Source organism: uncultured Chitinophaga sp. (genome assembly GCF_902168175.1).
In the GTDB taxonomy this organism is placed as follows: Bacteria; Bacteroidota; Bacteroidia; order Chitinophagales; family Chitinophagaceae; genus Chitinophaga.
In genome coordinates, this window is sequence record NZ_CABHOU010000101.1 from 15,435 (window position 1) to 39,177 (window position 23,743).

Annotated in this window: 14 protein-coding genes; 7 read left to right on the forward strand and 7 right to left on the reverse strand. The window is 48.9% G+C overall.

Translation table 11 applies throughout. From position 1 onward, the window contains the following. Positions 1-19: 19 nt before the first annotated feature. From QZT80_RS24015 to QZT80_RS24025, 3 genes are all read right to left on the reverse strand, one after another. Positions 20-4,312 (reverse strand): ATP-binding protein, encoded by a 4,293-nt coding sequence (locus QZT80_RS24015; protein ID WP_295128481.1) that lies wholly within the window; start codon positions 4,310-4,312, stop codon positions 20-22. Further along, positions 4,288-6,135: a CHAT domain-containing protein gene (locus QZT80_RS24020; RefSeq protein ID WP_295128484.1), complete on the reverse strand. Its 1,848-nt coding sequence runs from the start codon at positions 6,133-6,135 to the stop codon at positions 4,288-4,290. The genes QZT80_RS24015 and QZT80_RS24020 overlap by 25 nt, the downstream gene beginning before the upstream one ends. 335 nt (positions 6,136-6,470) lie before the next feature. Next, complete coding sequence (locus QZT80_RS24025) at positions 6,471-6,875, reverse strand: immunity 22 family protein (protein ID WP_295128487.1); 405 nt, start codon at positions 6,873-6,875, stop codon at positions 6,471-6,473. Between the two features lie 100 nt (positions 6,876-6,975). Here QZT80_RS24025 and QZT80_RS24030 point away from each other — a divergent pair, with 100 nt between their 5' ends. The 6 genes from QZT80_RS24030 (at position 6,976) to QZT80_RS24055 (ending at position 17,173) form a co-directional block, all read left to right on the forward strand. After that, positions 6,976-7,581, forward strand: a complete 606-nt coding sequence (locus QZT80_RS24030) for an RNA polymerase sigma factor (protein WP_295128490.1) — start codon at positions 6,976-6,978, stop codon at positions 7,579-7,581. A gap of 69 nt (positions 7,582-7,650) precedes the next feature. Further along, positions 7,651-8,799 carry a FecR domain-containing protein gene (locus QZT80_RS24035; protein ID WP_295128493.1) on the forward strand — a complete coding sequence of 383 codons (1,149 nt, stop codon included), beginning with the start codon at positions 7,651-7,653 and terminating at the stop codon, positions 8,797-8,799. 183 nt (positions 8,800-8,982) lie between these two features. Beyond that, on the forward strand, positions 8,983-12,627 hold the full coding sequence (locus QZT80_RS24040) for a SusC/RagA family TonB-linked outer membrane protein (RefSeq protein WP_295128496.1): 3,645 nt from the start codon (positions 8,983-8,985) through the stop codon (positions 12,625-12,627). 14 nt (positions 12,628-12,641) lie between these two features. Next, on the forward strand, positions 12,642-14,021 hold the full coding sequence (locus tag QZT80_RS24045) for a RagB/SusD family nutrient uptake outer membrane protein (protein WP_295128499.1): 1,380 nt from the start codon (positions 12,642-12,644) through the stop codon (positions 14,019-14,021). A 24-nt stretch (positions 14,022-14,045) separates the two neighbouring features. Beyond that, positions 14,046-16,577, forward strand: a complete 2,532-nt coding sequence (locus QZT80_RS24050; RefSeq protein ID WP_295128502.1) for a zinc-dependent metalloprotease — start codon at positions 14,046-14,048, stop codon at positions 16,575-16,577. Between the two features lie 119 nt (positions 16,578-16,696). Further along, positions 16,697-17,173, forward strand: coding sequence for a LytTR family DNA-binding domain-containing protein (locus QZT80_RS24055; RefSeq protein ID WP_295128504.1), 477 nt, complete (start codon positions 16,697-16,699; stop codon positions 17,171-17,173). Here the strand turns inward: QZT80_RS24055 and QZT80_RS24060 are convergent. Beyond that, complete coding sequence (locus tag QZT80_RS24060) at positions 17,170-17,769, reverse strand: cyclic nucleotide-binding domain-containing protein (RefSeq protein WP_295128507.1); 600 nt, start codon at positions 17,767-17,769, stop codon at positions 17,170-17,172. The genes QZT80_RS24055 and QZT80_RS24060 overlap by 4 nt on opposite strands. Positions 17,770-17,849: 80 nt before the next feature. Between QZT80_RS24060 and QZT80_RS24065 the strand changes: the two genes are divergently transcribed. Continuing rightward, entirely contained in the window at positions 17,850-18,770 is a 921-nt protein-coding gene (locus QZT80_RS24065) for a family 43 glycosylhydrolase (protein ID WP_295128510.1), read from the forward strand. Here QZT80_RS24065 and QZT80_RS24070 read toward each other — a convergent pair whose 3' ends face one another. From QZT80_RS24070 to QZT80_RS24080, 3 genes are all read right to left on the reverse strand, one after another. Further along, positions 18,771-20,897: an outer membrane beta-barrel protein gene (locus QZT80_RS24070; RefSeq protein WP_295128513.1), complete on the reverse strand. Its 2,127-nt coding sequence runs from the start codon at positions 20,895-20,897 to the stop codon at positions 18,771-18,773. Between the two features lie 157 nt (positions 20,898-21,054). Beyond that, entirely contained in the window at positions 21,055-21,804 is a 750-nt protein-coding gene (locus tag QZT80_RS24075) for a LytTR family DNA-binding domain-containing protein (RefSeq protein WP_295128516.1), read from the reverse strand. Then, a complete protein-coding gene (locus QZT80_RS24080) occupies positions 21,797-23,614 on the reverse strand; it encodes a histidine kinase (RefSeq protein ID WP_295128518.1) in 1,818 nt (605 codons plus the stop codon). The genes QZT80_RS24075 and QZT80_RS24080 overlap by 8 nt, the downstream gene beginning before the upstream one ends. Positions 23,615-23,743: the final 129 nt, after the last annotated feature.

Here is a 23,743-nt window from a genome sequence, read left to right on the forward strand (position 1 = left end):
TAGTGCATATTGCGCCCGCCTAGCGGGTAATGCCGAATGCTTTTAGTTCACTGTCTGTAAGTAATGGGAGTTGATTGTTTTTGTCGAAATCGGCGCCTCTTCCGTATTGCCACAGTGATAAGGAGTCGCCGCTGTTCGCAAAAATGTATGATTTGCCAGCTACATAGGCCACATCGCCCTGGTCGCCGGCTGGCATGCGTAATAATATTGTTTTACCAGACAGGTAATCCACATAACTCATTGCCCCATGTGCATCAGCGATCAGCAGCCGGGCGCTATCGAGTACCTGCACCTTCGCCTTGCTTCCAAACAAGGTGGTCATGTAAACCGCGCTCATATCAACAGGCTCTTTCAGCAAACAGGACTTACAATCCAGCTCTGTAAGAAATACCATCGGCTGACCGGATGGTGTATTTTGCATGTTTTGCGACATAGATTTCTCAGAAAACTTTGAGTAGTTTATCAGTAGCCAGCGGCCATCGGCTGAAAACAGGGCACCATCGAAGGAGGCTATTCCATCAGGTTTGCGGAAAGGGTTTACCCGTGTTCCTCTACTATCATACACGTCAAAATCTGTACGGTTGCCCGTAACCACATAATTTCCTGTTGGAGACAGGCTGGCGGTTGTAAAACTTTTCCTGCTGCCGATGGTGTTATAACGGCCGTCGTCTGTATTTACGAAATAGGTAGAACCTTTTTCGGTGGTAGCTATTACTGTTTTTCCATTGGCTGTAAAAACAGCCGCCGTAACATTATCATCAAAATTGAACTGCTTGTCCCGGAACTTCTGCACGGCCCGTTCATTTGCCCTCAAAAAGTTTGTATATATTTTTAGTTTTCCTTTGTCGATCATCAGTATCAGTGATCCGTCCGGCGACATAGAGGCCGCAGCGATATTATCCCCGTCAAGGCCGCCAAATGTATCCTGATCGTACAGGCCACTGGCCCTTAACATCCTCACCCTGCCCGGATAAACAAGCATCACTACCTTTCCGCTATGCTGGAACCTGGCCGACAGCAGGCCGGGGCTGAGCATAGTTGAATCGATCGTTTTGAAAGTATTCAGATCGACAAGACGCAGCATCCGGCCGGTTGAGGAAGCTACCAGCAATAGTTTTCCATCTGCCGATATATCGAAAATATTACCATGCAGCCGGCGGGTGAGATAAAAAGTGCGTTCATTGGCCAGATCTTTGAAGAAAGCTGCCGCTTCTGCATTTGACGGGTCCCGCTGGCTTGCGATCTGGGCAATCCTGTATGCAGTTGCCATATCCTTACTTTTCTGCGTGCCGGCCAGCGCAATTAATTGTTTCACATTAGCAGCGCTAATATCGCGGATACTATCGTACGCCAGTCTGTACTTCGCAACCGCAGACTGTTCCACGATCAGCAAACTATCTGTCAGCGCTTTACTTTTAGAGAGTGTTGCATTTTTTTCGACCATTAACTTACGTTGTTTGTCGACTTCTGCATTGGCCAGTTCTAATAACACCAGCTTGGTCTTCAACTGTTCTCCCGCGTTCATGGCAATGATCCTGGCATTTTCTGCCTGCGCCTGCGCTTGTATGGCTACCGCCCTTTGCTGGTTAGCCTGCTCACTGGCCATCTCCGCTTTCGCTCTTGCAACTTTGTTTACTTCCACCTGTTCTGTTAGCGAGGCTGACAGTTCCCTGTTTTTGGTCAAACTTTTGTTAGCCTTCCTCATCTGAAAAAAAGCGAAGCTTCCTACTGCGCCAAAAACAAGGATACCCAACGATAACCCGACAATCAGTCTCCTGTTTCTCCGTGCTTTTTTCGTATGCTCACGGTTTCTCAACCGGATACTTTTTTCAGCGAATGCGTATTCCTTTTTATTCAGCCAGTTGTCGTCAGCATTCATCACCTTTTCCAACTCATTCAACCGAACGTCGTTCCACCATCCTCCCGGCCTCCGTTCTTCAAGTGCTGCTTTCAGGCGTGATTGCAGCAGCAGGCGGTCTTTCCCGCTGTCGTTAATCCATTCCCATATCCGTGGCCATGTTTTCACGAGTACATCGTGCGCCGGTTCGTAATAGGCTCTCTTTCCCTGATCTTCTCCCGATACTATCAAACGGCTATCTAACAGTTTCTCCAGGACTTTTTTCACCCGCTCGTTCTTTCCATTATCAGGATATATAAAATCCTGCCTGTCCACCCGCTGGCCAGCCAGTTCGCCCGGCGAGAAATACACCATTCGCAGGATAATATTCTTAATCACCTCCTGGAACTTGTGATAGTCTGCCGGATGGCTTTCCTGGAAACCGTCGTACACCTCATCTGCCCTGGTAGGTAAGGCAAGCATCACACCGCCCACGGCATCGTAATCGCTTTCCCTTAATACGCCATCGCGTTGCGCTTCGGGCAGGTCTTTAACGCGATTCCAATAACGGGTGTACATTTCGCTGAGGCTAAACGACATCAGCGGCAGCAGACCCGTGGTTTGCGAGCTGTATACTTCGTCGGCTATCTTATCTACCAGCGAGGGCGGTGCAAATTCAAGGCCCGCCTGGTATGCAGGTTCTTCAATCGCCTCACATATTTCTTCACGGGTAAACGGCGGAACGATATATCGCCCCGCTTCCCAGTAATTATTCAGTAATTTGATGATCCGGAACTGGGGCTCAAAATCGGCCCTGATGGTGGCAATAATGCGAAGATCATAAGGTTTATGTTTGTCCTTCTGCATTTCGAGTAATTCGAACAGGCGCTGGTAAATAAGTTCCTGTTCTTTACGATCACCGATACGGGTCACTATTTCTTCGAACTGGTCGATAAGCATGATGTATTTCTTCTGCCTGTTCGCCACACAATCCTCCAGTCTTTTTGCGATGGCTACCAGTGGCTGCTCACCCGCCCGTAATGGCTCCAGCATTTCCCAGCCATCGTTGCGCATCTGCGGAAACACGCCCGCTTTCACCAACGACGATTTACCTACGCCGGAATTACCTACCACTACCACCAGCGGCTGGTTACGTACCTTTTCCACCAGGATTTTTACGACTTCTTTCCGTCCATAGAACTTGGTATTGTCTTTAATGTTGTACGACTCCAGTCCTTTGTAGGGATTGCCTTGTATGTTCGGTACTTTTAGCTTAGGTCTTAATCCTGTTATCTTTACACCGCGTATGATAGGTACCAGGCTTTCGTGCGCCAGTTCATAAATCTCCTTTTCATCTTCAGGTTCTACCACCCCTTCATCCACCTTTCGGATCACACCTTTATCGACCAGGTAACCGCGCAGGAGTTCAAGGTTTTTTGTGGCTATCGGAATGGAAATAAAGTCTTCTTTGCCCACATGCTTTTTAATATCTATGCGGTCGGACAAAAACAGCTTTAACACCTTCCAGGTATCCTCCGGACTTACGAATGTTTGGCCGGCGATACGTGTATCGAGAAAATACTTCAGTACATTACCCTTTGTCTTCACCCAGTCGATCAGCGGCAGGTCAATAACAATATTGTCCGGGCCTCTGTCGCGGGCTTCCGTCCATAAGGCGTCCATGAACACCTGCAGATAAGGCAGGTTGACCGCGCCATTGCGGGTAGCTTCTGCAACGATCGCTGCTGCCACCTCGTGGTTCCACTGCACATGGTTTGGCTTGTCGAGCCGTGTACGCCCCGATGGATCAGGAGTGTCGTCAGGTTTCGATCCGCGCAGTTTAATGTCAAAAAAACCGCAGGTATCAATGATCATGTTACGCGCTCCTCTGTCCGTCATCGGACTTACACGCAGTCGTTTTTTAAAGATCTCCGGCTCCAGCAGTTCCAGGTCGTTGAGGCTGCCGAGGAACTCTTCGCGGATCACGAAGATCATTTTACAGGGAATATCCAGCCTACTGAGTTCCTGGAGCGTTTTATAAAACGCCGCGCGTTCTACCTCTTTCCCAAAAACGAACAACTCCTCGAACTGGTCGAAAATTAGCAGCACAGGACGGAAGTTATCCATATAAGCTTCCTTCAATAAAGCGGGGGTAGACAGGTGCTTTACTTCTTCATGTAAGGCGGGATCGATGCTTTCTTTGAGCCGTGCGGGCAATGCCTCGTTGATGTCGTTCAACCGGCGCACCAGTATGGTATTCCACCTGAAATGTTTCGTATTGTTTACCAGGCCGCATTGTACCAGGCTGGTTTTACCGGTGCCGGAGTAGCCGAACACCAATACAATATTCGACTCCTGGGCCATCTGGTACAGGTCATCTGTTTCCGTTTCCCTTCCAAAAAAGAACGCTTCGTCTTTATCTGAAAAAGAATCGAATAATTTAAAAGGACTTAGTGGGAGATCAGTGTCTGGCATACACCCCGGTTATGTATAAGTAGCTTAAAAAAATCAAGGTCGCCTTTGAGTTCAGTCATCCTGCCGTTGATCTGTTTGATCAGCGGATCGGGTTTTCCTTTCAACTCTTTAGGCTGGTACGTGTTTACTTTTTTGATCGTCCTGGTTTCATTCATATTTTCGGAACGACGGTATACGTAATCTTCTCCTTCTGAGTGGCTATAGAAATACAGGTTAGCGGCATTCTCGCCCTTCAGCCCATTTTCGTCGATAATAAAAGGAGACAGGTTCATAAAACCGTTAAAGGAGTTACGGTTGATCTCCCTGGCAAACACTACTGAATAAGTGTGCAGCGGGTTCGTGTAACGGCCCCTGTAATCGCCGTCTACATCCGCGCCATCGAGTATGATCCTGCGGATACCGTAAGAAGGTTGCGGCATTCTGCGGCTCTGGTTGTATTCAATATCTTTTACGGTGGTAAGTTTATACCGGATAAGGAAACCTGCTTTCGCAAAAATGGATACCAGTATATTTTCTACCCTTTTGCACAATGACTTTACATCAAGCTTTTTAATTTCCCCGTTTTGCAGCGAAGCTTTTAATCCCTGTATAAAAAGATGAGTGCTTTGAAATGAATCTTCCCCCTCCCGGAACACCTCTCTCAACTCCTGGTATTCCGTAATAAACGGTTCTACCTTCACTTGCTCGAACACCGAACGGATAGTGACCAGCAGGGCCGGACTGTTGATGAGCGCGTTGTTAGGCTCACCGGAGTCCATGAAATTCTGCATCACGTCCCACTGCCCATCGGTTAATTCCATCCCTCCGCGTTTCATTAGCTCATCGAGGAAACAGTTAAGCATAGAAAAACTGAGCAGCTGGATAGACGCGTTGTAAGTAGCCAGTTGTTGTTGCAGCAGCTCGAGGTACAAGCCTTCCTGCGCGGCCATTTTGCCTGCCCCCCACAGGTTGCTGAGGTGCCAGCCGATCGGGAAAGGCATATGTTTGATAATACCATTGCAAAGCAAACGTACGGTGCGCGGGTCTGTATCGTCGGCCATCAGATCGGTGTACAGGCGGTTGAACTCCTCCTGCTCATTAGGGGTTAATATCCTGTTCTCTGAATAATTGCCCTCCAGTATACTTTCCGCCATACTTCTTACCAGCTCCCTGCAAGGTTCGTACTCAATGTTATCATCAACTTCCATCTCGTACGGCAACTGGAAAAGCATGTTGTTACGAAGACAGGCTTCATCGATCACATGCAGACTATACCTGTTCTTCGCGTCGCTGATGTCATCATCCAGCCCTCTTACTACCCTCGAGAAGGTGAGGTCGCCTTTTTCGTGAACAGATAACACACAGTTTTTGGCATACTCAAAAGAGTCGGCCAGGGTATTGAGGTTGTAATAAGCCTGGTAGAAGTAGACCGCAAAATCAGTGGCCACCACGTCGTTTACCGGTCCCTCGGTTACAATTACCGCCTTTATCCCTTTGTTCAACAGGATGCCAGCCACCTCGCGTGTATCGCAGCCATTGAGGAAAACCAGCTGCAGGTTCGGCAACTTTGTGAGCAATTCGCCGAAGGCCTCCATGTGTAAGGTGCCGTTCGTAAGACTTACATTGGTGCCGCCGGCGTGCCCGGCATAGTGAAAGATGGTGGTGCGTTGCTGTTCCTCTATATTAAGAAAATAGCCGCGCAAGTCGCCAAACTGCACGTTACTAAGGGAGGAGAAGCGCATCTTATTCTGATCAATGAACATACTCCGTAACTTCTCCTGCTCAGCGGAAAGGCTCGGAAGGTCTGCCACATGCGCAAATGCCGCCAGTATAGATGGTACCATACCTATAGATTTATACAAGTAAAACAGATAGCCCGGAACACCGGCTATACGGCAGGAGATAAAATAATGAATACTCCGGGATTAGCCTTGTACAGCCAGTTTTACAGGCTTTTCGCAATGGCCATGGTTGGGGCCTCCAATTTGTAACAGTTATCAGCGCTTACTTTCCAACTTCCGGAGAACATTTGAGGCTACAGCACGATCAATTTTTGAGGTTTCTAATTCGTCGGTGAACTCCACTCTTTACAATATACCTAAGCGCTTATATAAAGTAACAGTATTTTTAGCAATTAACAAACAGTATTTATACGTATTACCCAAAAAGACAATCCATTCTATATCAATTCGCTATCATACATTCCGAGATAATGCAAACCGTTATATTTTTTGCTGGTATCGGCAACTACCAGGTTAGCGTCGGTATAATAAAAAACCATGTTGCCTTCAGTAATGCCCAGTTCCAGGCATTTATTGTAGGCCGCATCATAAGCCTCCGGCACTTTGATCACGGTTTCATATAACAGCTCTTTCACCTCCACGGCGTTATCGAACATACCCACGCCGAGAAAATCCTCATCGTACCACTTCGCGCCAAGGTCTTTACAAAACCCGCATACCTGGTATGCCGGATCGTCAAAATCGCCTTCGGTGGCGTAGTCCAGCTCGAAATATTCCCCGAATTCTTCTTCGCCTTTATCGGTGGTACCTATCCAGATGTGTACTTTTGACATTTCGCTCATGCGGCGAAAATACGGGATTCATTTTATATAGCGGAGGAAGCAAACCTTCGCCATCCGGAAATTTTATTATTTTTAAGGCGGATTTATAACTGTAGGCCAATTGTCCGGACAAGGATCAAATAATGAACGAGAACTGCTCTTACACATCGCGCGTGGCGATGAAAATGCGTTTCGTGAACTCATGTTTGCCTACCAGCCGCTACTGCTCACCTATGTATACCGCCTCACCAAGTCCGAAAGTCATGCCGAAGAGATCGTCCAGGACGTGTTCCTGAAGGTATGGATGGGCCGCGAAGCCCTGGAAGGCGTACAAAACTTTAAAAACTACCTGTTCATCATCTGCCGCAACTATGCGCTGGACCAGCTCCGGAAAATCGTGCGCGAGCGTGAACTGGCTGCGGAGTGGGAAAACGAGCAGGAACATACACCCGCTATCAGCGACACCGAAACAGACGAATTTATATTCACGCTGCTCGACGAAGCCGTGAACCAGCTGCCGCCCCAGCAGCAGAAAGTATACCTGATGGCACGCCGCCAGGGACTTAGTCATGCCGAAATAGCCATGCAAACCGGCCTTTCGGTACTGACCGTTAAAAAATACATGAAACTGGCGATCGCTGCCGTAACCGAATACATAAAGGCCCGCCTTTCCGGCGTTTCACTGGTGCTGGTAGCTATGCTTGCAGGCCTCGATATTATTTTTTAGGAAAATTTCTCCGGCGATGGCCCCCTTTGGAATTTTTATGCGTCTTTAATAATAGCAGCCAGAAAGTTTATGCAAGAGAAAGAGGTCCAGGAACTATTACATCGATATATGGACGGTACAGCTACCGGCCCGGAAAGGCAACGCCTGAAAACCTTATTGGGTGATAAGGACGATGCGTTTCTCATGCAAATGCTGGAAGCCGAATGGGCAGGACTGCAAACGATCGACGAACGTTTTGCCAGTTATGATGTAGAAGCCTCCTGGCGGAAGATCGTTAGTCCTGCGCAGAAACCCGACCGCGTGCATACAATACGCCGCTGGAGCTGGGCCGCCGCTGTGGCCTTACTCGTGCTGGGCGGAGGGAGTTACCTGCTGCTGCGTCAACCCACCGGACAACTGGTGGTAAACAATACTCCCGCCCCATACGTACCACCAGGCAGCAACAAAGCCACGCTTATACTGGCAGATGGCAGCACCATTACACTCGACAGTGCAGGCAGCCAGGTACTGCAACAGGGTGCCGCTACCGTAAAACAGCAGGGTGGACAACTCGTATACGATATCAATGGCAGCGAAGCCGCTACCAATTATAATACCCTGCGAACGCCCCGTGGAGGCTTTTTCCGCGTGACGTTGCAGGATGGAACGAATGTGTGGCTTAACGCTGCATCTTCCCTTCGTTATCCCACTGCATTCAATGGTAAGGAAAGAGTGGTGGAGATAACGGGAGAAGCTTATTTTGAAGTGGCGCAGAATGCGCACCGGCCTTTTAAGGTAATGGTGAGCGAAAAAAATACCGCCATAGAGGTGCTGGGCACCAGTTTTAACGTACATAACTATGCCGGCGAACCCGTACTGACTACTACCCTGCTTAGCGGCGCCATCCGTGTGGCTTCTGGCGGGCAGACGGTTGTTCTGGAACCCGGACAGCAAGCCCTGGTGGCCAATGATATTAAAGTGGGCAAAAGCGCCGACCTCGCCAAGGTAATGGCCTGGAAGAACGGGGTGTTCGATTTCGATGATGTAAGTTTGCAGGATGCCATGCGACAGATCGAGCGCTGGTATGATATAGATGTGGTTTATGAGAATGGTATACCAGCAATTTATTTCGGCGGTAAACTGCCGAGAAATATAAGCCTGAATGACTTGTTGGCTGCGCTCGAAGCGTCAAATGTTCATTTCAGGATCGACGGGAAAAAATTGATCGTCACCAAATAACAATATGCAAACCAGAGCGTACTAATAGTCATGTTTACATGGCCGGGGTAATCTATGCCAGTCAGAGAATCAATCATCAACCAATAAAAAAACCGGAAGTGGTCAGACTTCCGGCAAAAACGACCGATTAATTTAAAACGAGTTTCGAGTCTCATTTTTAAACAATTCAATCAAATGCAATTTATGCAAAAAAATGCTATTGCGTCGGGGACTTCTCATGCCCTTACCTCACCTGCGGCCATTTACCGCCGGGATGATGGCAACAGGGCGGCGAAGCGGGGCGCTTTCACCAAAATCATTTTAGTAATGAAGCTAACCTTCATTTTTCTGACGGCGGTACTTTTACAAGTTCATGCCAACACCTACTCTCAATCAGTAACACTTTCTGTTAGGAAAGCGAACTTAAAGGCTGTATTTGCCGAAATCGAAAAGCAAACCGGTTACACCGTATTTTATAACCGTGAAGTGCTGGACAATACCAAACCGGTAACCGTATCCGTATCGGACCTGCCACTGAAGCAATTCCTGGAGGTAAGCCTGGTGGACCAGCCAATAGATTACATCATTAAGGATAAATTCATCCTGCTGAAAGAAAAGGCCCCGACGCCAACCGTGCCAGCCGCTGCTCCGCAGGCTATCCAGGGCGTATTAAAAGATGAACGCGGACAACCGGTGGCCAATGCGTCCGTGCTGCTGCTTCCCTCCCGCCGGGTAGTTACTACCAATGCTGCGGGCTGGTTCACTTTTTCAGACGTGTCGCCAGGTGAATATAAACTTGAAATATCGCATGTAAGCTTTCAGCGTGTTACACAATCGGTAACCGTTGGTAATGCCGTGGTAACGGTAACCATTAATATGCGTGTGTCGCAACTGCAACTCGAAGGCATAACCATCAGTACCGGTTATCAGAAGATCGATAAAAAACTGGCTACAGGTTCTGCTGTGGTGATCACCGCGAAAGATATCCGCCAAAGTCCGGCGCTTAACATCATGGAGCGTTTGGAAGGCATGGTACCAGGTGTTGTGTTCGATGTGCGTAATAACAGCATCCAGATGAGGACGCAGAACAACTATTTTACCGACGCTTCCGAGCGGATGCCGCTCATCGTGATCGACGGATTTCCGGCCATCGAAAACAACCTGGCGTCCAACCCCAACTCTGGCCATAGCCGCACAACCAGGAGTTCTACAAATTCGATCATTAACAACATCAACCCAAACGATATTGAAAGTATTTCCTTTTTGAAAGATGCCGCAGCATCAGCGATCTGGGGATCCAGGGCCGCTAATGGCGTAATTGTGATTGAAACAAAAAAAGGAAAACAGGGTGCGCCACAGGTAGGCCTCACTACTGCATTGAGCATTTCGGAGCCTGCTGACCTGGCCAACCTGAATGTCATGAACGCAAAGGATTACATCGACTTTGAACAGGAACTGTTTGATAAAAACTTCTTCACTGATCCGTCTACACACTGGCGTAATCCAGGCGTTAGCCGTGCACAGGAAATTATGTTCGACGCAAGGAAAGGAAAAATTACCACTGCGCAACGCGATGCAATGCTGGCAGAACTTGGTCAACACGATAGCAAAAAACAACTGAGCGATGTGATGTTACAGAATGCCGTAACGCAGCAATACGGGCTATCCGTATCAGGTGGCGCCGGTAATTCCGACTATTACATATCTGGCAACTACGCAAACGACAAACCTGTATTCAAAGGAAATGGAACTGAGTCTTATTATGCCAACATAAGGGTAAACAGCAGTTTCTTCCAAAACAGGATAAAATTATCTACCTATATTAACCAAAGCTATTCCAAGAGCGATGTAAATACCGCAGCAGTATCTTCTATCAGCCCGGGTTCGTTCGGGTTACGTCCGTACGAAGATATTTACGATCCGAAATATGTACTGTTCAATAAAAATACGGTCGACAGCTTTACAAATATGGGCTACTTCCCATGGTCGTACAATGCTATCGATGAATTAACGGCCAGCACCACGACTTACCGTAAAAACGGCAGCCGTATTAACGTAAACCTTTCGGGCAGGGTTACCGATTGGCTGAATTTAGATGCTTCGGGCACCTACCAGCGCAATAGTTCATTAGTAGATGAACTGGCCCGTGAGAACGCTTATTCGACCAAAAACCTCGTAAATGAAGGCACTTCGCGGGATGCAGGACGCCTGACTTTCGGCGTACCCAAAGGTGCGGTATTGAAAACGGGCAGCACTATTGGTCAGGATTATACCATTCGTTTAGGATTCGATTTACATAAGCAATTTGGTGAGCACAATGCCTCGCTGATTGGGGGTAACGAATTCCGCGAAGCCAAAATGGAAGTGTATTCGCAAACGTATTACGGGTATGATCTGGCATCGAGTACATCTGCCGTGGTGAATCCTACTACGCCTTACAGAACATACCTTTGGTCACCAACGGTCAATGCTACCCGGACACTGGGTTCATCTGATAACGTGATCGTCCGGCCTATCACACGTTACCTCTCTTATTACGGCGCCGCCAACTATGATTACAAAAGCCGCTACTTCCTGTCGGGCAGCATTCGTTTCGACGACTATACTGAGTTGGGCCTGGAAAGAAGAAAACGTGCAAAACCATTCTGGTCGTTAGGTACTAAATGGATCATCAGCGATGAGAATTTTATGAAAGATGTACCGCTGCTGGATTTTGCGGCGCTGCGCTTCACCGTGGGAACAGCGGGTAAAGTGCCTGTAAACGGCGTACCCAAGTCTGTGTTTAACTATTCAGGAGTTGACTCCTACACGGGTTTACCCTACGGCAGTATAGGTGTGGCAGGTAACCCGGACCTGCGCTGGGAAAATTCCCGCACGTTTAACACCGGTCTGGACCTGCGTTTGCTGAAACAAAGAATGACGGTTACCTTCGATATTTACCAGCGTTTGTCTTCTGGTATACTTGTAAACATGCCAATTAACCCGGCCCTGGGCTGGACGAGCCTGGCCTACAATACCGGCGAGCTGAAAAGCAATGGTTACGAGATCGCAGTAAGTGGTGAACTGATTCGCAGTAAAAACTGGACATGGTCGGCCAACTTCAACCTTGCGCATACTTCCAACGAAGTGTCCGACAAACGTTTTGGCACACAGGTCGTTACTTCCCCCTACTATGTAGGCCCAATTTCCGGCTACCCGATCGACCGTATGTTCGCCTATCGTTGGGCGGGATTGGACGAAAGAGGACAATCACAGATATATAATGCAAAGGGAGAAAAGATCAGCTCTTTCTCACCTCAGCCTTTAACCATCGACGATTTAGAATATGTAGGAAATGCCAGCCCACGGACCACGGGAGGTTTTAGCCAAACACTGAGGTATAGAAAATTATCTCTGGTAGCCAGGATCGCCTACTACCTCGATTATCAGCTGTTCTATGATCCGATCGATGCAAGGAACCTGCCGAGCGGCTCTCAGCTAAGCGGTTACCTGAGCGCAGCCAAAGCCATGGTCAACCGTTGGCGCCAGCCGGGTGATGAAGCCAATACCAATATCCTTGGTATCAGCAACATCAATATGAATTCCATTAACTGGTTCTCACAATCGAACATTAATGTAATTGACGGCGATAACATCCGCCTGCAACAGGTGAGTATGAACTACGATGTAGGCACGATCGGCAAACGCAGCTTCGTTAAAAATATGACGCTGGGCCTCACGGCGGCTAATATTGGGCTGATCTGGAAAAAGAACGATGCAGGCGTAGATCCGCAGTACATCTTCAATAGCCACTACAGCAGCCTGCGTCCCGCGCCGAATTACAACTTTAGTATGAACGTCACCTTCTAACAACGACAGCAACAATGAAAAAATCATTTCTTATATATGCTTTTGGCGCCCTGCTTTTAACAGCAGGAGGATGCCGTAAATACGTGGAGATAGATCAGCCAGGCAGACGCGTGCTGAAACTGACTTCTGACTATGATGCGTTACTGAATGGGGTGTTCAATATGAATACCGGCTACAGTTTGCCCCTGGCCTTATCTGACGATATGGAAGTAACCGACGTTGTATTGGAGCAACGCATTACAAATGCCACGCGTATGGCCTATACATGGTCGGCCGACTATTACGGCGAGCAGAACGATGCCGACTGGGACCGCTATTACAAGCAGATTTACAACTGCAACGCCATTACCGATGGGGTGATGGACAGCGAAGGCGGTACCGACGTGCAGAAGCGCACGATCTATGCCAAGGCCCGCGTATACCGTGCTGCCGCTTACCTTGACCTCGTGAACATGTATGCCAGGCACTACAGCGCAACCAGTGCAGAAACTGATCCCGGCGTACCCCTGGTGCTTAGGGCAGCCTTTGAAGGTGTAAACCTGCAAAGAGCCTCTGTTAAAGCGGTGTATGCACAAATTAATAAAGATCTGCTGGAGGCTATTCCTAATCTGCCGCCACACCCTTCCCGGGCTACCGAGGCGTCGCAGATGGCAGCTTATGGCCTGCTTACCCGTTCGCACCTGTACATGGCCGCGTACGATGATGCTCGCAGGTATGCAGACAGCGCACTCGCCCGCAACAGCCAGCTTATGGACCTCGCTCCTTTCGTGAGCGGCACGAATTATCCGACTAAACTCAACCTGTCAGAACCTCTTTTCCTGCGCGTTAACGGCTCTTCATCACTGGTACACTACGCGATGAGTAACTCGCTCCAGGCGCTGTTTACTCCGCAGGACCTTCGCTGGCGTGTTTACACCCTGCCCGGCACCAGTTATATCCCGGCACCCGTATTCAACGGCCGCGGATATTATGGTCACAGACTTGTATCGATAGATGTAGCGAGCGGTGTACTGATAGGGCCCAGCGTACCGGAAATGATGGTGACCAAAGCAGAATGCCTGGCCCGCGCTAATAATGCTTCCGGTGCTGTAGATATCCTCAACGAACTGCGCAAATTCCGCTTCCTCCCCGCCGACTACACCCTGCTTACCGCCAACAACGCGGATGAAGCCCTGCAATTGTCGCTGGATGAAAGAAGAAGGGAGATGATGTGGAACGGCACCCGCTGGTTCGACCAGAAACGCCTGAACCTCGAACCTCGTTTCGCAAAAACGGTTACACGCGTGTTTCTCGGCGAAACCTATACGCTGACACCTAATTCAAACCGTTACGTATTCCCGATCGCTTCAAAATATGTTCTACTGAATCCTGAGATGACACAAAATCCCAGGTAACAAAATCCTTATAATATCTGAATCATGCTTAAAAGAAAATTGCCGCTTTTCGCGCTGATCGTTTCATGCGCGATCATGGGAGCCTATAGCCCTTCCAGCGCGCAGAAAAGAAAGAAGAAGAAGAAAGGAGAAACCGCCGCAGTAGTACCTGCCGCTAAACCTGCCGGAGATTCTACCCGTAAGAACCAGCCGCCGAAAGTAAAGAAGTACAGCGAGGTCATTACCAAAGACATGGAAAGCCGCAAGGGTTTCCTGATGGTGCATAAGAAAGAAGAAAAGTACTTTTTTGAAGTGCCCTTCTCCCTGTTCAGCCGCGAGATACTCACGGTGAGCAGGATTTCCAAAGCCTCTGTAGACATGCGTAACGGCTCCAACGGCCTCGTGGGCGATGAGATCGCAGAATCGGTATACCGTTTCGAAAAAGGCCCGGGCGACCGCTTGTTCCTTCGCCGCCTGTCTTTTTCGGAGTATACACCGGATTCTACTTCCGATATGGCCAAAAGCGTCATGCTGAATAACGTACAGGCTATTGCCATGGCGTTCCCGATAGCAGCGTACAATGCCGATTCAACCGCCGCCGTAATTGACGTTACAGACTTCCTCAGCAGCGACAACAATGTACTTTATTTCGAGAATGATAAGCTGAAACAACGCGCAGGTATGGGCGCACAGCAGAACGACCGCAGTTATATCGAGTCGGTAAATGTATATGCCACCAACCTCGAAGTAAAGGCGGTGAAAACGTATAGCGCCGGTTTAAATCCAACACACAGCAACTATACCGTAGAACTCAATTCTTCTATGGTATTACTGCCTGCCGTACCCATGAAACCCAGGATCATGGACGAACGCGTAGGTTACTTCACCTCTTCTCACCGCGACTTCGATGCACATCCGCAGAGCGTAAAAGTGACCAGCTATGCTAACCGCTGGAAACTGGAACCTAAACCGGAAGATGTACAACGTTACCTGCGCGGCGAACTGGTAGAACCACAGAAGCAGATCGTGTTTTATATTGATCCGGCTACTCCGAAAAAATGGGTACCATACCTGATTGCCGGCGTAAACGACTGGAACAAGGCCTTTGAACAGGCGGGCTTTAAAAACGCGATTATTGGTCTGGAAGCACCTACCTACGAGCAAGACAGCACCTGGAGCCTGAATGACGCACGTAACTCTGCCATCATTTACCGCCCTTCGCAAATCGCGAACGCAATGGGCCCAAGCATTACGGACCCACGCAGCGGCGAGATCCTGGAAAGCCATATTTTCTGGTACCATAACGTAATGTCTATGTTGCAGAAATGGTACCTGGTACAATGCGCCACCACCGACCCGCGTGCCCGTAAACCGGTGATCGACGATGCGCTGATGGGCGACCTGATCCGCTTCGTATCATCACATGAAGTGGGTCATACGCTTGGGCTCCGCCACAACTTCGGTTCCAGCTCCACCGTACCGGTGGAAAAACTGCGCGATAAAAAATGGCTCGAAATCCATGGTCACACGCCTTCAATCATGGACTACGCCCGTTTTAACTACGTAGCACAGCCGGAAGATAACATCGGTACCTCTGGCCTGTACCCGCGCATTAATGACTACGACAAGTGGGCTATTGAATGGGGATACCGCTGGCGCCCGGAATACAAAGACGAATGGCAGGAACAGAAAGCGATCGTTAAAATTGTAACCGACAGTCTGAAAAAGAACAACCGTCTTTGGTTTGGTGGTGAAATGGAACCCGACGATCCGCGCGCCCAGAACGAAGACCTCGGCGACGACGCCATGAAGGCCGGCGAATACGGTATCAAAAACCTGAAAAGGATGGTGCCGCAACTGGTGGAATGGACAAAGATCCCGGAAGAAAGCTTCGACGAACTGGACGAAACTTTTAAGAACGTATTTACGCAGTACAGCCGCTACATGGGGCATGCCATGAAAAACATCGGTGGTATTTACCATAACTACAAACTCTCTACAGAAGCCGGCCCCGTATACGTTCCGGTGGAGTACGAGAAACAGAAACGTGCGGTTAAGTTCCTGCGCGAGCAGGTATTTACGACACCGGAGTGGCTGAATAATAAAGAGATATTCCAGCGCCTGAACTACTCCTTCGGTATGGAATTCGCCAAACTGCAGGAAGATGTGGTAGATGCCATCTTAACCCGCCGTCGTATGAGCCACCTGATGGAACCGTCGTACGATCCGAAAACTAAAACCTACTCCCTGGAAGACCTGTTCACGGATATGGACCAGGCAATTTTCACGGAGTTGTATAGCGGTAAAAAAGTAGACTTCTACAGGAGGAACCTGCAGAAACTGTACGTAATGCGCCTGATACAACAGTCCTTTACCCAGGACGATAAAGGTATGATCAGCCCGGGCTCTTATAAACTGGGCGGTTCAGACATGCAGGGCCTTATCCGCAGTACATTGCGCGGTCACCAGCAATTGTTCAAACGTGCGCTGCAAAGCCCGTCGATCGATAAATTGACCCGAATACACCTACAGGAGATGAATGATAGCATAGAGAAGAAGTTTAACGAGAAGAAGTAGGGGTCAATCCTTTAAAAGCCGGTTCCTTTAGTGGGACCGGCTTTTTTTATTCTGACATACGTCAGAAACCCCAAAGCGCCCGGCCGTTACTTTTACAGGGTATCGGAAACACACCCGTCATGAAAAGGAAACCAGCAACAGTCCCCAGCCCTGGCTGCCACCCTGAGGCAGTAATGCATGATGGGCTAACCGCCATTAAAGCCATCCAGGTAATCGATCTGCAAACCAAACTGCCGGTTGTTAAAAACGAGCGCGAAAGTGCGCCCATCTACCATAGCCGGATGTTGGTAGATAATGGAAAACGGTTCATTAATCTATCCGTAAGTGACATCATCTACCTGAAAGCCGACCGCGATTATACCTGGATACATACTACCGACAACCGATCCTATCTTAGCTCCTACGGCATCAGCCATATAGAACGCAGGCTGCACCCGGCCCAGTTCATCCGCATCCACCGCTCGCATATCGTAAACGTACATCACATCAGGGAGCTGCACCGCGACCTTACACGGCTGGTGTTGACGTTACATAATGACCTGGAAATAAGTGTAGGACGGAATTACCTGCCAGCGCTTAAACAAATGATCCTTTAACTCTTCTGTGCGGTGAGTTTACGGATACGGGAGAGGCTGTCCTGGTGAATATTGAGATAAGAGGCAATGTACTTCAACGGTACGTATTTAATGATATCGGGCTGATGGGCGATCAGCTTCCGGTAACGTTCTTCAGCAGTAAGGCATATCAGGTCGATGAGATTGTCCTGCCCCCACATCATTACCCGTTCTATCAGGTTCATGTCTACTTTATTGGCGTCGTGCAGGCCTTTTCGCAGCACGGCCACTTCTTCCCTGCCCCATTGCAGCGCATCCACCTCAGTTAAGGTTTCCAGTGCGCACGACGATGGCATACCATTGGACAGGTACAATGTAGTAGATACGAACTCATTGCCAGATACCAGTCCGAGGGTATAATCCACTTCGTTATGTACGCGGTATAAACGCACGATGCCTGTATTAACAAAATACAACCGTTCCACCGGTTTGCCCTGTTCCATGATGATGGTGTGTTTCGGAATGGTTACATGGCGGGTTACCGACCGGATGAGCGCAAATTCGCTTTCGGTGAAGAAAATGTGCCGCTCCTGCAGAAACCGGCAGGCCAGCGCGTACTCCGGGAATTTAGTTGTCATGTTTTGGGAAGATGAGCAGCTAAATATAGTAAAAACAACCGCAGCTATAAAGAATGAGGTCATTTAATTAGATTTACAGGATGCGTTACCTGCTCCTCACCTTATTGCTCGTTCCCCTGGGATTACTGGCGCAAATGCCCTCTGTACATGATCCGGTGCTGATCAAACAAGACAGTGTGTACTACCTTTTTTGCACCGGCAATGGTATTTCCCGCTGGAGCAGCACCGATATGGTAAACTGGAAACGGGAAAAACCTGTATTCGATACCCCGCCGCAATGGGCAGTGGAAGCTGTGCCTGGATATAAGGGCCATACCTGGGCGCCGGATATCAGTTTTCATAACGGTACTTATTACCTGTTCTACTCTGTGTCTACCTTCGGAAAAAACAGCTCCTGTATTGGCCTGGCTACCGCTACTTCGCTGCACCCGGGGGCTTTATTTACCGATCATGGTAAAGTAATACGATCGGTGCAGGGTAAAGACAACTGGAACGCAATAGACCCGAATCTCATTTTCGATAAAAAAGATAAACCCTGGCTGAGTTTTGGCTCCTTCTGGGGAGGACTGCAACTGGTGCGGTTAAATGATAGTCTTACCGCCCCCGTTGGCCCGTTCATTAATATTGCCAGCCGTGAGCGCGGCAACAAAGCCATCGAAGCCCCATTCATCTTTCAAAAAGGAAACTACTACTACCTGTTCGCCTCCACAGACTTCTGCTGCAAAGGTGTTAACAGTACCTATAAAATGGTGGTAGGCCGTTCGCGTAACTTACAGGGCCCTTACACCGACAAAGCCGGCGTGGACATGAAACAGGGCGGCGGCACGCTTTTACTGGAAGGCGATGAAAAATGGCATGGGGTGGGTCATAACTCGGTATATACATTTGATGGCCATGATTACCTTTTCTTTCATGGGTATGATGCGAACGACAGGGGCCGGTCTAAACTGCGCATAGAAAAGCTGACATGGAATAAAGGCTGGCCGGAAATAAGCCGGTAATTACATCCTGCTTTTCTCGTCGGTATTATTCGTATCTATTTTCTTCTTCGTAAATAATTTGCCTTTACTGAAGTTCCAGCTAAAAGCCAGCATCACCGCACGTGTAGGGCGTTTCTGGTAAAAGTTGATGCGGGTACCCTTGTATTCCGTGATCGTTTTCTCCCGCGAAGTATTAAACACATCGGCGAAGTACAACCTGATGCGGCCTTTCTTTTTAAGGATGGCCCGCGATGCGCCGAGGTCCATGTAAAATATCTCCGACTGCCTGGAATTAGCAGTGGTATAGGGCGATGTATACTCCGCATACAGATCAAAATCGGCCACCTTATTCCACTTATACGTTTGCATCGTTTTAAGCACCATCGAGGTACGGTCTATTTCCAGATCTTCAAAGTCGGCTTTAGCGTGATACAACAGCAAGCCGTTCTCGGCCTCCCAGCCCTTTAACAGCGGCACCGATATATTGGCAGAAACACCGTATTCCACGTTCTTTGGAAAGTTCTTCGATTTGTATTCGATAATGTTATCGTCCAGTGTGAGCGCTGTTTGGGCGATGTAGTTGGTAGTATGGCGGTAATGGAGGTCGGCATTGAATTTATGGCGGAGCGTTACACCGGCCTGTACTACGTGGGTGTACTGGGGCAGCAGGTCGGGATTGCCGGTTACTATCTCAAAATCGTTTACCTGTAAACGGTATGGATTAAGATCGTTGTAAGCCGGGCGGCCAACGCGCCGCGAATAGTTTAGGCGCGCCGAGTTACCCTTTTCCTGCGCCAATGTATGGTCGATGAACACCGATGGGAACCAGCCGAAGTAATCGCGGCGGATGGTGGAACCGTTGGTAAGCGAGCGGCCTTTGGAATAAGTTTGTTCGCCACGCAAACCTGCCTTGACACTGGTTTTCTTTAGCCGTGTTTCAAAGGTGCCGTAAAACATGAGCAGGTGCTCGTTGTAGGCAAAATCATTGCTACCGGCAATATCCTTTATCCATTCGCCGGCTGCTTCGTCCTCCGCCAGTAAATTATTCCGCCTGTCGGTGCGCACATACTTAAGGCCTGTTCTGGCGGTGGACTTCGCGGTAAAAGCATGGCTGTAATCTGCCTGTGCGCTATACATATCCGTTGTACTCGGGGTGTTGGTGCGGAAAGTGCCGCTTAAGGAAGCATCACTGTACTCAGAGTTCAGCGTAGTTACTTCCGTTTTCCTGTTGCGTGTATAATCACCGATCACTTTTAAGGACGATCCAAGCGTATCCGTTTTCCAAACATAAGTGGCCGTGCTGCTGCTCAGCCTGGGATGCCTTACCCAATCTGTATGAGCCTTGCCCGTTACCTGGTTGTAAGAGATATTGGAACTAAACGACTGTATAAGATCGGTGGCCGTACCATTATGCTGTAAGGTGAGTGATTGTTGCGGGGAGAAATCGTACACCGCCCCTGCCCTGTATTGCTGACGCGTATTGTTATTGTTACGAAGGCCGGTACTGCTAAAACGGCTACCATCGGGATAATCAGTAGTGCTATGACCACGATACTGGCTCTGGTCTTTACTGGGATTATATCCGCCAAATAAGTACCAGCGCTTAAACTTATAATCCAGGGAAGCGCCGCCACCAATATACGGACGGTTGCCCTGCTGGCGAAACTGCGCCGACAATGTGCCCGATATGCCCTGCTCCCGTGCTTTCTTCAGTATAATATGGATAATACCACCCGAGGAGGATGCTTCATATTCCGCAGGTGGATTGGCGATCACTTCTATTTTACTGATATTTTCCGAACGCAATGATTTCAAATACTCCGCCAGTTCCTGCCCGCTCATACGTTGCACCACATCATTAATCATCACCATTACAGATTGATTACCATTGATGCGAATGCCACCATCAGGGCTCACCCAAATGCCTGGCGACTTTTGCAGCACCTCCAGGGCATTATAGCCATCCGCCAGCGCACTGTTCTCTATGTTCACGATAAACCGGTCGGCCTTACGCGTTACCAATGGTTTGCGCGCCTTTATCTCCACCTCGTTCAGCCGTTTCACCGTATCCTTTGGCACGGTGGGCGTTTGCGCGTTTAACTGTTGCACAGCGAAAAAACATACGATTATAAAAGCAAATCTCTTCATAGTTTTTTGTTTTTACCGGGATAAGAGGGGAACGTATAGACATACATTCCCGTACACAAACTATTTATAAAAAAAAGTACTGTAAATGTAGGGAGGATAACTACGGGGAGGGACCGCAATGAGCAGTTGACGGGGATGGGTGAGCCGTTGAGGGCGTCTATTTGCCCGGCATGAGTTTCTTCAGAAGGGCTTCTTTTCTTGATCGGGATACATCAACTTCTGCCCCGTCCGTCATCAGTAAAGTGCCGCCTTCGCCACGACTGTATTTCTTCACCTCGTCGAGGTTTACAAGACAAGAATGATGGACACGCAGGAAGTTATATTCCTCGAGCATTTCTTCTATTTCTTTCAGCGTGCGGGAGATCACCAGTTTCTGCTGCTCTTTGAGCGTAAAAACCGTGTAGTTACTGCTGGCATTGCAGTAAAGGATAGTATCTACCGGAATGATCTGTAATCCATCGAGTGTGGGTAAAGCTATACGATTAACAGCGGTTTGGGGTTGATGGTAACGTTGCAGCAGTAACTCCATTTGCTGTTGCAGCGATGGTTGCTGACGGCCGCTTACCTTCTTAACCGCCGCCTTCAGTTCTTCCACATCCACCGGTTTAAGCAGGTAGTCGAGCGCGCTGAAGCGGATGGCTTTAATGGCGTACTGATCGTAACTGGTGGTAAAGATGCAGTCGAACCCGATAGGTGCCAGCATTTCCAATACTTCGAAGCCGTTGAGGTAAGGCATTTCAATGTCAAGGAACACCAGTTGAGGCTGAAGTTCACGCACCAGCTTCACCGCCTCCTTTGCGTTATTGCAAAGCGCTTCCACCTTCACTTCCGGACAATGTTTCTTTAGCAGGGTGGCCAACGCCTGGCTGGCGTAAGGTTCGTCGTCAATAATCACCGCTTTAATCATGGGCCTGTTTATTATGGATCTTTAAAATTACGCGGGTACCTGCTACCTGTTCATTTGCATCCAGTACATCATCCATCACGAAAGAAGTACCCTCCACTTCCCCGTTGAAGATCGCCAGCCGCTCCGCACTTAAGCGGTTGCCGAACGAGGCGCCTTTCTCTACCGGGCTGGTATTTAAGTCCTTCGCTTTCCTGCGACCGATGCCGTTATCGCTGATGGTACAAATGAGCACTTCACGCTCCATGGCAAAATAGATGGTGAGCTGTCCCTTTCCTTCCTTGTGCAGCAAACCATGCCAGATAGCATTTTCGCAGAAAGGCTGCAGGATGAAGGAAGGCACGTTTACCATGGAGGCATGCAGTCCGTTTTCAAAAGAAATATCATAATCAAACGCCTGTTTGAAGCGCAGTTGTTCCATGTTCAGGTACAGCCGCAACATAGTTAGTTCCTCCTCCAGCGTTACTACAGTTTTACCAGCGTTCACCAGCACCATGCGAATCAATTTGGAGAAACGGGTGAGGTATTCAGATGCTTTATCGCCTTCTTCCGCCAATATAAAATGATTGATGGCCGTGAGACAATTAAAGATAAAATGCGGGTTCATCTGCGCGCGCAGTGCCTGCATCTTCAATTCATCCGCCCGCTGGCGAAGGTGCAGCTTTTCGTTTTTATGGCGAAGGATTATGATGAACAGCACGAACAGCGCTACCAGTACGATAGCCACAATAGTAACACCCAATATGTTCCGCTGCGCGATCAGTTTTTCAGATTCTTCCTCCTGGCGGAAAGTGAAGAGCTGGCGTTTATAATTTTCAGAAAATACAGAGTCTTTCAGCCGCTCGTACATACGCTGGTACTGCAATGCCTGCTTGTGGTGCCCGCGTGCTTCAGAAATAGCCGCCAGTATTTCATAAGCGTCCCTTTTGTTTTGCCGGGCCCCGCGAACAGAAGAGTGTTCCAGCGATCCATTGACAATGGCCGCCGCCTTTTCGAGATCACCCTGTTGCAGGTATACGCGCCCCATACCCAACATGGCGGCGATAATAATATTACCGTCGGTCGTTAACTTCGCTTCACGGTACAAGGTGTCGTAATAGGTAAAGGCAACATCGTACTTCTTTTCCTGCATATAGCTATCGCCCAAACGAAGGCGTACGATCTTACTGCGTGGGTTGCCGATAAGCGCTTTTTTATAATAGGCGCGTGCTGTTTTAATATCACCCTGCGCGGCGAACAGTTCGCCTATGCGGTGGTTCATTTCGCGGAATGGGTACTGTCCGCGGTAAGGCTGGAGCGCCTCCGCCTTGTCATAATACTCCATAGCCGTTTCATAATCGCCCAGGTTCGTATACAGCGCTCCCATCTGCACCAGCGATAATATCCAGTTATCCTGCTGCCCCTTATGTTTATCGAAAAACGCCAGTGCTTCCGTAACCGTGATAAAGGCATTTTCGTAATCGCCCATATCGTCGTAAATATTACTGAGTATACGGAGAGCGCCGCCGATATTACTGGTAGCACCGGCTTTACGGTAATAACCGATCGCCAGTTTAACAGTATCTATCGCTGCCGGGGAATACCCCATATACCAAAGGGCCTGAGCTACACCCTGTAATGCATCGCCCTTCCAGTAGTAATTGTCGATGGACACCGCTATTTTCAGTGCCTCATGATACTGCGCGTAAGCCTCTTTAGGTAAAAAGCGCCAGAGGTATCCGTTCCCGCTGCGCACCAACCGCTGGCAACTATCCTGAGGACTGTCTGCCGCCGTTGCGGTAGCCAGGTATAAACAGGCCAATAAAAGAAACATTACGAATTTGCGCATCACGCGCTAAACTAGTAAAATCCGGGCAGTTTGCGGGTGAGAATGATCGGTTAACGGGGTTGGCTGAGCCGTTACCGTCCGATTCCCATCCTCCCGTTGAACGGAGCGTCGCCA